Origin of the sequence: Kaistia hirudinis (assembly GCF_014196455.1) — a bacterium.
Classification (GTDB): Bacteria; Pseudomonadota; Alphaproteobacteria; order Rhizobiales; family Kaistiaceae; genus Kaistia; species Kaistia hirudinis.
This window is the reverse complement of the sequence record NZ_JACIDS010000003.1, coordinates 281,349-295,692: the sequence shown is the minus strand read 5'-3', so window position 1 is coordinate 295,692 and position 14,344 is coordinate 281,349. Positions and strand designations below refer to the sequence as shown.

At 68.3% G+C, this 14,344-nt stretch carries 12 protein-coding genes; 7 read left to right on the top strand and 5 right to left on the bottom strand.

What is annotated here, in order from left to right:
- The first annotated feature begins 45 nt into the window (after positions 1–45).
- Entirely contained in the window at positions 46–1,047 is a 1,002-nt protein-coding gene (locus tag GGR25_RS11430; protein ID WP_183398921.1) for a phosphotransferase, read from the top strand.
- Positions 1,044–2,327, top strand: a complete 1,284-nt coding sequence (gene eno / locus GGR25_RS11425; RefSeq protein WP_183398920.1) for a phosphopyruvate hydratase — start codon at positions 1,044–1,046, stop codon at positions 2,325–2,327. The genes GGR25_RS11430 and eno overlap by 4 nt, the downstream gene beginning before the upstream one ends.
- A 10-nt stretch (positions 2,328–2,337) precedes the next feature.
- Here eno and GGR25_RS11420 read toward each other — a convergent pair whose 3' ends face one another.
- The 5 genes from GGR25_RS11420 to GGR25_RS11400 form a co-directional block, all read right to left on the bottom strand.
- Entirely contained in the window at positions 2,338–2,619 is a 282-nt protein-coding gene (locus GGR25_RS11420) for an HPr family phosphocarrier protein (RefSeq protein WP_183398919.1), read from the bottom strand.
- A gap of 11 nt (positions 2,620–2,630) precedes the next feature.
- Positions 2,631–3,032 (bottom strand): PTS sugar transporter subunit IIA, encoded by a 402-nt coding sequence (locus GGR25_RS11415; RefSeq protein WP_183398918.1) that lies wholly within the window; start codon positions 3,030–3,032, stop codon positions 2,631–2,633.
- A 180-nt stretch (positions 3,033–3,212) separates the two neighbouring features.
- Positions 3,213–3,698 (bottom strand): HPr kinase/phosphorylase, encoded by a 486-nt coding sequence (locus GGR25_RS11410; RefSeq protein WP_183398917.1) that lies wholly within the window; start codon positions 3,696–3,698, stop codon positions 3,213–3,215.
- Positions 3,699–3,706: 8 nt separating this feature from the next.
- On the bottom strand, positions 3,707–5,488 hold the full coding sequence (locus tag GGR25_RS11405; protein WP_183398916.1) for a stimulus-sensing domain-containing protein: 1,782 nt from the start codon (positions 5,486–5,488) through the stop codon (positions 3,707–3,709).
- Positions 5,489–5,532: 44 nt separating this feature from the next.
- Entirely contained in the window at positions 5,533–6,240 is a 708-nt protein-coding gene (locus GGR25_RS11400) for a response regulator transcription factor (protein WP_183398915.1), read from the bottom strand.
- 238 nt (positions 6,241–6,478) lie between these two features.
- Here GGR25_RS11400 and GGR25_RS11395 point away from each other — a divergent pair, with 238 nt between their 5' ends.
- The 5 genes from GGR25_RS11395 (at position 6,479) to GGR25_RS11375 (ending at position 14,339) form a co-directional block, all read left to right on the top strand.
- Positions 6,479–7,201, top strand: coding sequence for a HugZ family pyridoxamine 5'-phosphate oxidase (locus GGR25_RS11395; protein ID WP_183398914.1), 723 nt, complete (start codon positions 6,479–6,481; stop codon positions 7,199–7,201).
- 323 nt (positions 7,202–7,524) lie between these two features.
- Positions 7,525–9,129, top strand: a complete 1,605-nt coding sequence (locus GGR25_RS11390) for a phosphoenolpyruvate carboxykinase (RefSeq protein ID WP_183398913.1) — start codon at positions 7,525–7,527, stop codon at positions 9,127–9,129.
- A gap of 420 nt (positions 9,130–9,549) precedes the next feature.
- Complete coding sequence (locus GGR25_RS11385) at positions 9,550–12,036, top strand: sensor histidine kinase (protein WP_183398912.1); 2,487 nt, start codon at positions 9,550–9,552, stop codon at positions 12,034–12,036.
- Complete coding sequence (gene tsaE, locus GGR25_RS11380; protein WP_183398911.1) at positions 12,033–13,565, top strand: tRNA (adenosine(37)-N6)-threonylcarbamoyltransferase complex ATPase subunit type 1 TsaE; 1,533 nt, start codon at positions 12,033–12,035, stop codon at positions 13,563–13,565. Before GGR25_RS11385 ends, tsaE begins: the two co-directional genes overlap by 4 nt.
- Positions 13,566–13,589: 24 nt before the next feature.
- Complete coding sequence (locus GGR25_RS11375; protein ID WP_183398910.1) at positions 13,590–14,339, top strand: nucleotidyltransferase family protein; 750 nt, start codon at positions 13,590–13,592, stop codon at positions 14,337–14,339.
- Positions 14,340–14,344: the final 5 nt, after the last annotated feature.

Sequence of the window (14,344 nt, the reverse complement as noted above, 5' to 3'; positions counted from 1 at the left end):
ATTTTAGCGCGCCTGAAACGATTATAATCATTGGGGGAGCGCTTGATGGAACTGGATCCGGCCCTCGCCGCGTGGCTCGTCCGTGCGGGCCTCGCGTCGGACGCCGCTTCGATTTCGGCCGAGCCGCTGACCGGCGGCGTCGCATCGGACATCTGGCGGGTCGAGACCGGCGGGCGCCGCTTCGCCGTCAAGCGGGCGCTCGCCAAGCTCCGCGTCGCCCGCGACTGGCGGGCGCCGGTCTCGCGCAATGCCAATGAGGTCGAATGGCTGGCGGCGGCCGGCGCGCTCGTCCCCGGCGCGGTGCCGCGCATCCTCGCGCATGACGCGGAGATCGGCGCCTTCGCCATGGAGTTACTCGCGCCCGAGGACCATCCCGTCTGGAAGGCGGAACTGAAGGCCGGTCGCGCGGACCCGGCCTTCGCCGCGGCGGTCGGCTGCCGGCTCGCCGCGATCCATGCCGGCACGGCGAACCGGCCGGAGATCGCCGGCCGCTTCGGCGACGACGCCACCTTCTCGGCGCTCCGCCTCGATCCCTATCTCGCCGCCGCGGCCGAGGCGCATCCCGGCCTCGCCCCGGCGCTGAATGCGCTGATCGCGGCGACCCTCGCCAACCGCAAGGCGCTCGTCCATGGCGACATCTCGCCCAAGAACATCCTGGTCGGGCCCGATGGGCCGGTCTTCCTCGATGCCGAATGCGCCTGGTATGGCGATCCGGCCTTCGACATCGCCTTCTGCCTCAACCATCTGCTGCTGAAATGCCTCTGGGTGCCGCCGGCGCGCGGGGCGTTTCTCGCCGCCTATGACGCGCTCGCCGCCGCCTATCTCGAGGCTGTGCGGTTCGAAGATGCTGACGCGCTCGAAGGGCGCGCGGCGCGGCTGCTGCCGGGGCTCTTCCTCGCGCGGGTCGACGGCAAGTCGCCGGTCGAATATGTGACGGCGGAGGCCGATCGCGACCATGTCCGGCGCGTCGCCGCCCGCCTTCTCATCGATCCGCCGGAGCGCCTCGACGCGGTCCGCGTAGCCTGGAACAGGGAGCTTTCCGCATGAGCACGGAGATCATCGGGGTCATCGGCCGGCGGGTCTGGGATTCGCGCGGCCGGCCGACCGTGGAGGCCGAGATCCGTCTTTCCGGCGGCGCGATCGGGCGGGCCATCGCCCCGGCCGGCGCCTCGACGGGCAGCGGCGAGGCGGTGGACCTCCGCGATGGCGGCGACGCCTTTGGCGGCTATGACGTGACCCGCGCGGTCGCGTCGGTGAATGGCGAGATCGCGACGCTGCTCAAGGGCCGCGACGCCGCCGACCAGGCCGGGATCGACGCGGCGCTGATCGCGCTCGACGGCACGGCGAACAAGGGCCGCCTCGGTGGCAATGCGCTGATCGCCACATCCATGGCGCTCGCCCATGCCGCGGCCGCCGCGGCCGGCGTGCCGCTCTGGCGCCACCTCGCGCAGGGGCGCCCGGTGCGCATCCCCGTGCCGGAAATCCAAATCTTCGGTGGCGGCGCGCATGCGGCGCGGCGCGTCGACATTCAGGACTTCATGCTGATGGCGCCCGGCGCCGCTTCCTTCGCCGAGGCACTCGACTGGACCGCCGAGGTCTATCGCGCCACCGGCCTGCGCATGAAGCGGGCCGGCAAGCTGCAGGGCGTCGCCGACGAGGGCGGCTATTGGCCGGCCTTCGCCACCAATGAGGAGGCGCTGGACGAACTCACTGCGGCCATCCTCGATGCCGGCTTCACGCCGGGGCCCGATATCGGCATCTCGCTCGACGTGGCCGCCTCGGAATTCGGTCGGGGCGGGCGCTATCGCCTCGCCCTCGACGACAGCGCGCTGGATACGGAGGGGATGATCGAGCTGCTCGGCCGCTGGCTCACCGCCTATCCGATCCTCTCGATCGAGGACCCGCTCGCCGAGGACGACGAGGCCGGCTTCATCGCCTTCACCAGCCGTTTCGGCAGGACTTGCCAGGTTATTGGCGACGATTTCCTCGTGACCAATGCCGCCCGCGTCGAGGCCGCCGCTGCGGCGCATTCCGCCAATGCCGTGCTGGTCAAGCCGAATCAGGCCGGCACGCTGACCGAGACGCGCGCCGCGCTCGACGCCGGCAAGGCCGCTGGCTTCGGGACGATCGTCTCGGCACGGTCCGGCGAAAGCGAAGACGTCACGATCTGCCATCTCGCCGTCGGCTGGGACGCCGGCCAGTTCAAGGTCGGCTCGTTTTCGCGCTCCGAGCGCATGGCGAAATGGAACGAGATGCTGCGGATCGAGGAAGAACTCGGCCGCGACGCCGTCTTCGCCGGGCACGCGGCGCTCGGCCGCTCCGCCTGAGGCCGGCGGCCTATTCCTCTTCGCCGAAGCGATCGGCGACGAGGCGCTCGATCGCGGCCAGAGCCGCCTCGGCTTCGGGTCCCTCGGCGGTCACGCGGATCGACGAGCCGATGCCGGCGGCCAGCATCATCAGACCCATGATCGAGGTGCCGCCGACCACGTTCTGGTCCTTGGCCACGGTGATCGTCGCGTTGAATCCGTCCGCGCACTGGACGAACTTCGCCGATGCGCGCGCGTGCAGGCCGCGGCGATTGACGATGACGAGATCGCGGGAGAAATCGTTTCCGCTCAAGCCCGCTCCGTCTACTGGCCCGCGAGGACCTGGCTCGCGACATTGATATATTTGCGGCCCGCTTCCTGCGCGCCCTGGATCGCCGCCTGGAGCGGCTTCTCCGCGCGCACCGATGCGAGCTTGATCAGCATCGGCAGGTTGACGCCGGCGATCACCTCGACGCGCCCCGCCTCCATGACGGAGATGGCGAGGTTCGACGGCGTGCCGCCGAACATGTCGGTGAGGAGAATCACGCCGCTGCCGTCATCGACGTGCTGCACCGCCTCGACGATGTCCTGGCGGCGCCGCTCCATGTCGTCCTCCGGCCCGATCGCGATGGTCTCGATCTGGCTCTGGGGGCCGACGACGTGCTCCAAGGCGGCGCGAAACTCGGTGGCGAGTTGGCCGTGGGTGACAAGGACGAGCCCGATCATGCCCTTTGGTTACCTGCTATTCGCGTTACTCGACGCCCTGCGGGTCGATTGGCTCTGTGGAGCCGGCTTCTCCCGGCCGCGGGGCGGATGGCAGCCCGCCGAACGGCTCCGCATCTTGACCGAACGATTCCGCAACGCAAGAAGAATTCAGAACTGGGGGACATGGTTCTTCAGCTACCCTTAAATCGCAGCCGGCGCAAACAGCACGGCCGCCATGACCCGCATCCAGCCATCGGCCTGGCCGATCGGCAGGCGGATCCGCCGGACGCGGACGCCCGCCAGCTCGACGAAAGCCGACTCGGCCTCCGGCATGCGCGGGCATTCGGCCGCGGGTTCGAGATCGACGACCAGCGCGATTTCCGCGGACGGGACGTGGTCCTGGCGCAGGATGCCCTGCCCGCGCACCTCGATCAGCCCGGCGAGCTCCGCCGGCGGCGCGGCCAGGAGACGGCCGGCGGCGACCGCGAGCACGACCCGATCGTCGGCGACGAGGCGGTTGCCGGTGCGGTCGGCGAGGAGCAATGCGAGGAGCAGCGAGGACTTGCCGCTGCCGCTCGGGCCCCGCACCAGCACGCCCTGCCCCGCGACCTGAACGGCGGAGGCATGGATCGTCGGCGGCAGCTCATTGCGCGGATGGGCAGGAATCGGGGCGGCGGCTTCGCTCATCTCGAACCTCAGGCGCCAACCGTGGCGGCCGGCAGGCGGACCGTGAAGCGCGCACCATGCACATCCTTGCCGGCGCCGGGGCGCGCGGACCGGTTCTCGGCCCAGATGCGGCCGCGATGCGCCTCGACGATCTGCTTGGAGATGGAGAGGCCGAGGCCGGAATTCTGGCCGAACGCCTCCTGTTCCGGACGATCGGTATAGAAGCGCTCGAAGATGCGCTCGACCTGCTCGGCGCGAATGCCCGGCCCGTCATCCTCGACGACCACATCGACGGAAGCGCCGCTGCGCTTGATCGAGACGCGGACCGTGCCCTCCTTCGGCGTGAAGGAGCGGGCATTGTCGAGCAGATTGGTGAGGACCTGGCCGAGGCGGCCGTCATGGCCGAGCACGACATAGGCGTCGGGAATGTCCGAACGCGCGATCTCGAGCTTGATCTGCGGCCCTTCGGGCGCGGCGATCTCGCGGGCGATGGCGACCACCGTCTCCGCGATCTTGGCGACATCGACGGGCAGCGCGTCCTGCCGCGCCAGCTCCGCATCGAGGCGGGAGGCGTCGGAAATGTCGCTGATCAGCCGGTTGAGGCGCTGGACGTCGTGCTGGATGATCTCGGTCAGCCGCGCCTTGGATGCCGCGGTCTTGGCGAGCGGCAGCGTCTCCACCGCACTCCGGAGCGAGGTCAGCGGGTTCTTGAGCTCGTGGCTGACATCGGCGGCGAAGCTCTCGATCGCCTCGATCCGGTTGAACAGCGACTGCGTCATCTCGCGCAGCGCCACAGAGAGATGGCCGATCTCGTCCTGGCGGCTCGAATAGTCCGGGATCTGCGGGCGCGAGGAGACGCCGCGGCGCACGCGGTCCGCCGCATCGGCGAGGCGGCGCAGCGGCGCGGCGATCGTGCCGGCGAGCAGGATCGACAGCACCACCACGACGGCGGCCGAGACGAGGAAGACGCGCACGATCGCCATGCGCTCGGCATGCACGATCTGGTCGATGTCGCCGCCCTGCGTCGAGAGGAGCAGCACGCCGAGCACCGAGCGATAGCGCTGGATCGGCACCGCGACGGAGACGATCAGCTCGCCGCGCTCGGTGATGCGCACGATCGAGGAGGGATTGCCGTCGAGCGCGGCCGCCACCTCGGGATAGCCCTTGCCATTGAGGCCCGACAGCTCGTGATAGATCGGCAGGTCGTCGCGCTGGAGGTGGATCTTGACCCATTCCCAGATGCGATCGAACAGCGCCGGCTCGTCCTCGGGATTGGTCGGCAGCTCGAAACGCAGCACCTGCCCGCGCGAATAGAGATGCGAGGAATCGAGGATCATGCTGCCGTCGCGATCATAGATCCGCGCCCGGGTTCGGGTCGGGGAGATCAGGCGGCGCAGCACCGGCGCGACGCGCTCGGGATTGATCGGAAAATCGAGACCCTCGATCTGGCCGAGGCCGGGTGACAGGCTCTCGCCGGCCTGCTGCTCCAGCAGCTTGTCGGGATCGATCGTGATGTTGTTGGTCTCGACGCTCGCCGAGGCGGCGACGGCGCCGGCGATGATCTCGCCCTGCGTCAGCAGGCTCTCCAGCCGCGCATCGATCAGGCCGGCGCGGAACTGGTTGAGATAGAGAATGCCCGAGACGAGGACGATCAGCGCCGCAAGGTTGAGGACGACGATGCGGCGCGTCAGGCTCGAGAACAGATGCGGGCCGATGGCGCGCAGCATGCGCGTGCCGACGCGGCGCCACACCCGGGGCCGCCAACGCCTGGTTGGGCGCGCCGGAAGCTGCTCGTCGAGACTGACCGTCATGCCTCCCACCCGGTGGCGGATCGCAATCCTCAGGTTTCCTTGCCTCAGGCTTCCTTGAAGCGATAGCCGACGCCGTAGAGCGTTTCGATCATGTCGAAATCGTCGTCGACCGCCTTGAACTTCTTGCGCAGCCGCTTGATGTGGCTGTCGATGGTGCGGTCGTCGACATAGACCTGGTCGTCATAGGCCGCATCCATCAGCGCATTGCGGCTCTTCACGACGCCGGGACGCTGGGCGAGCGCATAGAGAATCAGGAATTCGGTCACGGTCAGCGTCACCGGCTGGCCGTTCCAGGTGCAGGTGTGCCGCTCCTGGTCCATCGACAGCGCGCCGCGATCGAGATTCTTGGCCGCATCCGGCACCTTGCCGGGCGTCGGCGCCGCATCGCGCGGCTGGAAGCGACGCAGCACGGCCTTGACGCGCTCAACCAGAAGACGCTGCGAGAACGGCTTCTTGATGAAGTCGTCCGCACCCATCTTGAGCCCGAACAGCTCGTCGATCTCGTCATCCTTGGAGGTCAGGAAGATGACCGGCAGGTCGGTGCGCTGGCGCAGGCGGCGCAGCAGCTCCATCCCGTCCATGCGCGGCATCTTGATGTCGAGGATCGCGAGATCGGGCAAGGTCTGCTGGAAACCGTCCAGCGCCGAAGCGCCGTCGGTATAGGTCTGGACCCGATAGCCTTCCGATTCCAACGCAATGGAAACGGAGGCGAGAATGTTGCGATCGTCATCGACGAGGGCAATCGTCGGCATGAAGTGACATCTCCAGGACGGTTTGTCCGCTTGTACTGTCCTTTTCCCTTCCGATCGGACATTCCCGACCGGTCGAGCCGGCAACCGCGTTAAGGTCGCAGGAATACGCGGAAAATATGGCGTCCAACCTACAGGATATCCACCGCCGACGCCAACTGGCCGCTGGACCGGCCCCGCAAAATCATGATTATCGTACTCATCTTTAAGCGATCGAACGACCAGAAAGGCCCGATCGGACATGAGCGCAGAGACCCCGTTCGACCCCGTCGCCACTGCCCGCAGCATCATCCGCAGCGCCGGCGCGGCCAGCTTCGGCACGCTGGACGAGACGGGCGGACCCTTCGTCTCGCTCGTCACCTTCGCGACGCTGCCGGACGGGCGCCCGGTGCTGTCGCTTTCCGATCTCGCGGTCCATTCGAAGAACCTGAAGCGCGACCCGCGCGCCTCGCTGCTCTTCGTCGCCCCCGGCGGCGAGGGCGGCAACCCGCTGGCCGGCGCGCGGCTGACCGTGACCGGCCGGCTCGCGCAGAGCACCGATACGCATGCGGCCTGGCGCTACCGGCAGATGCATGGCGACGGCGCATCGAGCTTCGCGGATTTCCACATCTACGTCTTCGAGATCGAAGCGTCGCATCTGGTCGCCGGCTTCGGCCGCATCGTTCCGGTCGCTCCCGCCGATCTCCTCACCGACCTCGGGGGGTGCGATGATCTTCGCGCCGGGGAGGTCATGGTCGTCGAGCATATGAACGACGACCATTCCGACGCCATCGCGCTCTATGCGCAGAAGCTGCTCGGCCTGCCGCATTCGAACTGGCGCATGACCGGCTGCGATCCGGAGGGGATCGATCTCGCCTCCGCCGCCGGCCGGGCGCGGCTCGGCTTCCCCGAGCGGGCGGCCACGGTGGCCGAAGCCGGGGGCTATCTGAAGAGTTTCGCCAAGGAGGCGCGCCAGCGCCCTTGAAGGCCCGCAAAAATGGCCTCGAACCGGCTCCGCAATATTCGGAGCCGGATCAACATCCCCTTGCTTTTATTCGGAAACCTAAGAATTCCAAGCATTAACCGCGTTGCTTCGTCGCACCATCCTAAATCGATTTTATCTACTGCAGCGCAGCGTAAGCCGATCCTTCTGCTTGCGAAAAAAACAGCGGGAACCCTAGGGTCCTGCGCCGGCGTGACGAAACGTCGGCTCGAGCGGGCCTGACCCATCTGGCCCGGCGATCTTCCTTATCGACTGCAATTGTAGCGAGGACCCGCAGCGCGGCGTCCTTATCGAGGAGATCCACTGTGACCGAGAACGGCATTTTCAATCCTTCCTTCGGCGCCGACAGCTTCGGCCTGAAGTGGCTTGCCGGTCTCTATTGGAACTATGGCGCGCCAGAGCTCTATGAGCAGGCCCTGCGCCGCGGCGAGGGCCTCTTGACCGCCGACGGCGCGCTGAGCGTCGAGACCGGCGTCCATACCGGCCGCTCGCCGCAGGACAAGTTCATCGTGCGCGACGCGCTGACCGAGAACTCGGTCTGGTGGGACAACAACAAGCCGCTCTCGCAGGCGCATTTCGACACGCTCTATGCCGACATGGTGGCGCATGCCGCCAATCGCGAATTGTTCGCGCAGGACCTCTATGGCGGCGCCGATCCGGCGGAGCGCGTCAATGTCCGCGTCTTCACCGAGAAGGCCTGGCATTCGCTGTTCATCCGCAACCTGCTGATCCGCCCGGACGTCGCGGCGCTCAAGACCTTCGTGCCGAAGCTCACGATCCTCGATCTGCCGAGCTTCCGCGCCAGCACCGAGCGGCATGGCGCGCGGACGGAGACGATGATCGCCTGCGATTTCTCCCGCGGCATCGTGCTGATCGCCGGCACGTCCTATGCGGGCGAGATGAAGAAGGCCGTCTTCACCTATCTGAACTTCACGCTCCCCGCGAAGGGCGTGATGCCGATGCACTGCTCGGCCAATATCGGCCCCGAGGGCGACACCGCCGTCTTCTTCGGCCTGTCCGGCACCGGCAAGACGACGCTCTCGGCCGATCCGGCCCGCACGCTTATCGGCGACGACGAGCATGGCTGGGGCCCGCATGGCATCTTCAACTTCGAGGGTGGCTGCTACGCCAAGACGATCCGCCTCTCCGCCGAGGCCGAGCCGGAGATCTTCGCGACGACGAAACGCTTCGGCACGGTGATCGAGAACGTCGTTCTCGATCCGGTGACGCGCATCCCCGATTTCGACGATGATTCGAAGACGGAGAACACCCGCGCCGCCTACCCGCTCGACTTCATCCCGAATGCGAGCGACACGGGCCGCGGCGGTCATCCCAAGGCGATCATCATGCTGACCGCCGACGCCTTCGGCGTGATGCCGCCGATCGCCAAGCTGACGCCGGCGCAGGCCATGTACCACTTCCTCTCCGGCTATACGGCGAAGGTCGCGGGTACCGAGAAGGGCGTGAAGGAGCCGCAAGCGACGTTCTCGACCTGCTTCGGCGCGCCCTTCATGCCGCGCCACCCGGCCGAATACGGCAATCTGCTGCGCACGCTCATCGCCGAGCACGGCGTTTCCTGCTGGCTGGTCAACACCGGCTGGACGGGCGGGGCCTATGGCGTCGGCCGCCGCATGCCGATCAAGGCGACGCGCACGCTGCTCACGGCGGCCCTCACCGGCTCGCTCGACCAGGGTCGCTTCTATCTGGACCGGACCTTCGGCTTCCAGGTGCCGACCGACGTCGTCGGCGTCGAGCCGCACCTGCTGCATCCGCGCAAGACCTGGCAGGACAAGGCCGGCTACGACGCGCAGGCCGCCCGCCTCGTCGGCATGTTCCTCAAGAACTTCGAGAAGTTCTCGACCCATGTCGACGACGAGGTGGTGAACGCCGCGCCCGGCATGACCGCCTGACACACGGTCGGTGACATCATCGATACGCCGCGCCGCAAGGCGCGGCGTATTGCATTTCGGGGCCTGCCTCGGGCCCCCGCGACAGGGCGTTCCGCCCTCGCCTGCGACATCGCACGCGACACCAGAGCGCAGCTGTGGCATGAAGAAAGAGCAGGGCGCGACCGAAATCAACCGATCGTGGCCCGATACTTATACACATACTATATATAGTTATTCTTGCTTAACGACTGATTAACCATGCAGGGCCGACAATCGTTCGGCGGGCGATCAGCGGGCGGTCGGGCCGTTTCTCCCCAGGATCGACTTTTCAGGGGATTCCCCAAACCGCTACATTAGGGTGATTCGCGCGTTGCCATAGTAGCTCGTCGGCGTCGGAGGCGGGTTGATCTCAATGTTCCAAAGGGCGGAAGGGCCTGTCGCATGCCTTGGCATCGCAGGAAATCGAGAGGGATTCGGGCGGCGCTTTGCGCCACCGCCGTCGCCGCTCCGGTTCTCCTCTCCGCTCGACATCCGGCGTTCGCGGGCCCGCTGCCGGTAGAATTCGCCGCGCTGCCCGGACCGGCCGGCGTCGTCGCCCTGTCGGCCAGCGTCGGTGTCATCCTCTTCTCCGTCCTTTCCGTCGCCGTGCTGCTGCGCGGACGCCGCCGCGCCGAGCGCGAGAATGCCGCGCTGCGGCTGCGCCTCGCGGATCTGCGCGCTGCGGCCGACCGCGCCGAGGCACTCGTCGACGTGGACGACCAGCGCCTCGTCGCCTGGAGCGGCGCCGGCGAGACGCCGCTGGTGATGGGCCGCCTGCCGGCCCTCAGCGGTGCGCCGGACGAACGCTCGCATTTCCTCGCCTTCGGCACCTGGCTGACGCCCGGCGCCGCGTCCCGGCTCGAGGCGGCGATCGAGCGGCTGCGCCGCAGCGGCGAATCCTTCGTGCTCGCCCTCGAGACGCAGGCCGGCCGCCTGATCGAGGCGAGCGGGCGCACTGCGGCCGGACGGGCGGTGGCGCGGTTCCGCGATCTCTCCGGCGACCGCCTGGCGCTCGCCGAGCTTGAGGGGCGGCATCGCCGCGTCGTCCAGGAGATCGCCGCGATGCGCGCGCTCTTCGAGGCGTCGGCCATGCCCGCCTGGATCCGCGGCCGCGACGGCCGGCTCGAATGGGTGAACGAGGCCTTTGCGCGCGCGGCCGAGGCGGCGAGCCCCGAGGATGCGGTGGCGCGCGGTGTCGAGCTGATCGACACGCCCGGCCGCCAGACGGTCATCCGCGCCCATGCGGCGGCGCCCTATTTCTCCGGCCGCCTGCCGATCGTCGTTGCCGGCGAGCGGCGCATGTTCGACGTGATCGATGTGGTCTCCGAGGCGGGCAGCGCCGGCATCGCCGCCGATATCAGCGAGCTCGATACGCTGCAGACCCAGATGCGCCGCATGATCGAGTTCCATGCGCGCACGCTCGACCAGCTCGCCACCGCCGTCGCGATCTTCGGACCGGATCGGCGGCTGCGCTCCTACAATGCCGCCTTCCGCGCGCTGTTCGGCCTCGACGAGGCGTTCCTCGCCGGCATGCCGAGCGAGAGCGCCGTGCTGGACGCCATGCGCGCGGCGCGGCGGATCCCCGAGCAGGCCGACTTCAAGAGCTGGCGCAACGAGGTTCTCGCCGCCTATCAGTCGCTCGATTCGCGCGAATATTGGTGGCACCTGCCCGACGGGCAGACGCTGCGCGTCATCGCCAATCCGCACCCCCAGGGCGGCATGACGTGGATCTACGAGAACGTGACCGAACGGCTCGATCTCGAGAGCCGCTATAACGCGCTGATCCAGGTGCAGGGCGAGACGCTCGATCATCTCGCCGAGGGCGTCGCCGTGTTCGGCTCGGACGGGCGGCTGCGGCTCGACAATCCCGCCTTCGCCGAGATCTGGCAGATCGACCGCGATCTTCTCGCCGGACGGCCGCATGTCGGCGAGATCGTGCGCGCCTGCCGCCGCCTGCACGACAAGGCGGAGGAATGGGCCGCACTTTCGGGCGCCGTCATCGGCCTCGGCGAGCGGCGTGCGCCGAAGAGCGGACGCATGGAGCGGCGCGATGGCCGCGTCATCGATTATTCGACCATTCCGCTGCCGAACGGGCAGACCATGGTCACCTTTGTCGACGTGTCGGATTCGGTCCGCGTCGCCCGCGCGCTGGGCGAGCGCAACGAGGCGCTGGAAGCCGCGGACGGGCTCAAGAACGCCTTCATCCAGCACGTCTCCTATGAACTCCGCTCGCCGCTGACCAACATCATCGGCTTCGCGCAGCTGCTCTCGGATGTGACGATCGGGCCGCTGAACGACAAGCAGCGCGACTATACCGGCTACATCCTCTCCTCCAGCAACACGCTGCTCGCCATCGTGAACGACATCCTCGACCTCGCCACGGTCGACGCCGGCATCATCACGCTGGAGCTGGCCGATGTCGACGTAGCGGCGACCGTCGCGGCGGCGAGCGAGGGCGTGCGCGACCGCCTCGCCGAATCGCGCATCCGCCTGGAAACGACGATCGCGCCGGATATCGGCAGCTTCGTCGGCGACGAGAAGCGCATCCGCCAGATCCTCTACAATCTCCTCTCCAACGCCGTCGGCTTCTCGCCGGCCGGCAGCCGCGTCAGCCTCACCGCGAAGCGGGCGGGCGAATTCGTCGAGTTCGCCGTGGCGGACGAGGGCCCCGGCATTTCGGCCGAGTTCATCAGCCAGGTCTTCGACCGCTTCGAGAGCCGCGCCTCGGGCGCGGCGCGCGGCGGCGCCGGGCTCGGCCTCGCCATCGTGCGCAGCTTCGTCGAACTGCATGGCGGCAAGGTCGCGATCGCCTCGGAGGAGGGCCGCGGCACGACCGTGACGGTGCGCCTGCCGATCCGCCCGAGCGCGATGGCCGAAGCGGCGGAATGAGCGCGGCGACGGTCTCGCTGCTGCTGCCCGACGAGGCGGCGACGCGCCGGCTCGGCGAGGATATCGCCGCGATCCTGAAGGCTGGCGATCTCGTCCTGCTCGAAGGCGGCCTCGGTGCCGGCAAGTCGACCCTCGCCCGGGCGCTGATCCGCGCGATCGCCGACGATGACGCGCTGGAGGTGCCGAGCCCGACCTTCACGCTGGTGCAGTCCTATCCGCTGCGCCTCGCCATCGCCCATCTCGACCTCTACCGCCTCGGCGATCCGTCGGAATTGCTGGAGCTCGGCCTCGACGAGGCGCTTTTGAGCGGCGCGGCGCTGGTCGAGTGGCCGGAACGCGGCGGCGATTTCATTCAGGGTGACGCGCTCGCGATCCGTCTCGACGATGAGGGCCATGGCCGGCGCGCGATCCTCACCATGCCCGATGCCTGGGCGGGCCGCATCGCCCGCACGCTCGCCATCCGCGCCTTCCTCGACCGATCGGCCTGGCCGGGCGCCACGCGGCGGCATCTCCAGGGCGATGCCTCGACGCGGGCCTATGAGCGCGTAACGCTGAGCGAGGACGCCGGCGGACACGGATCGAGCGCCGTGCTGATGAATGCGCCGGCGCGCCAGCCCGGACCGCCCTTGCCCGGCGGCGGCACCTATGACGAGGTCGCCCATCGCGCGACCGATGTCGTTCCCTTCGTCGCCATGGACCTCGCGATCCGCGCCGCCGGCTTCTCCGCCCCCGCGCTCCTCGCCACCGACATCGAGGACGGGCTGCTGCTGCTCGAAGATCTCGGCAGCGAGGGCATCATCCGCCATGGCGAACCGGATTTCGAGCGCTATGCGCTGGCGGCCGAGGTGCTGGCCGAACTGCATGCCACGCGTCGGCCGAGCGCCCTGCCACTGCCGGATGGCGGCACCTATCGCGTGCCGCCCTTCGACGCGGCCGCCTTCGCGATCGAGGTCGATCTGCTGCCGCGCTGGTACGCGCCGCTTGTCGGCGTCACGCTTGCGGCCGACGCCGAGGCCGCCTTCGCCGCGATCTGGCGCTCACTCTTCGCCCGCTTCGACAAGGCCGAGAAGAGCTGGCTGCTGCGCGACTATCATTCGCCCAATCTCATCTATCTGCCGCACCGGCAGGGCACGGCGCGGATCGGTATCCTCGATCATCAGGACGCGATGATCGGCGCCTCGGCCTACGACGTCGCCTCGCTCGGCCAGGACGTGCGCATCGACATCGCGCCCGGCTTCGAGAGTGCGCTGAAGGCGCGCTATATCGCCCGCCGCCAGGCGCTCGGCCCATTCGATGCGGAGGCCTTCGCCGCGGCCTATGCGATTTCCGGCGCGCAGCGCGCGACCAAGGTGCTCGGCGGCTTCGCCCGCCTTGCCTCCTTCGGCAAGCCCCAATATCTCCGTCACATTCCCCGTGTATGGGGCTATCTTCGGCGCAATTTCGAGCACGCGGTTCTGTCGGACCTCGCGCTCTGGTATGAATCGCATGTGCCCTATGACGAAGCTGCGGCTCCATCCGGGAGCCCTTGAGACGAAGAAGAAGAAGAGCGTTCGATGAGTACGCCCATCCCCTTCCGCAAGCCCGCCGGACCCAAGCGGGCCATGATCCTCGCCGCCGGCATCGGCAAGCGCATGCGCCCGGTCACGGCGACCGTGCCGAAGCCGCTGATCGAAGTGGCCGGCCGTCCCCTGCTCGACCACGCGCTCGACCGCCTCGCCGAGGCGGGCGTCGAGACCGTCGTGGTCAATGTCCATTATCTGGCGCAGCTGCTCGAATCGCATGTGAAGCGCCGTCGTCCGCCGCCGCAGATCATCGTCTCGGACGAGCGCGGCCAGCTGCTGGAGACCGGCGGCGGCGTCAAGAAGGCGCTGCCCCTGCTCGGCAATGACGCCTTCTACCTGATGAATTCGGACAGTTTCTGGATCGAGGGGCCGCGGCCCAATCTCGACTGGCTCGCCGCCGCCTGGGACGATGAGCGGATGGATGCGCTGCTGATGCTGGCGCCGACCGTCTCGTCGATCGGCTATCCGGGACCCGGCGATTTCGTCATGGACAAGGATGGCCGCCTGACGCGCCGGCCCGAGCGCACCATTGCGCCCTTCGTCTATTCAGGCGCCGCGATCCTCTCGCCGCGCCTCTTCGACGGTGCCCCGGAGGGATCCTTCTCGCTGAACCCGCTGTTCGATCGCGCGATCGAGGCCGGGCGGCTCTTCGGCGTGCGCATGGACGGAATCTGGCTGCATGTCGGAACGCCCGAGGCGATCCGCGAGGCCGAGATCCGCGTCCAGGAAAGCGCTGCCTGAGGCGG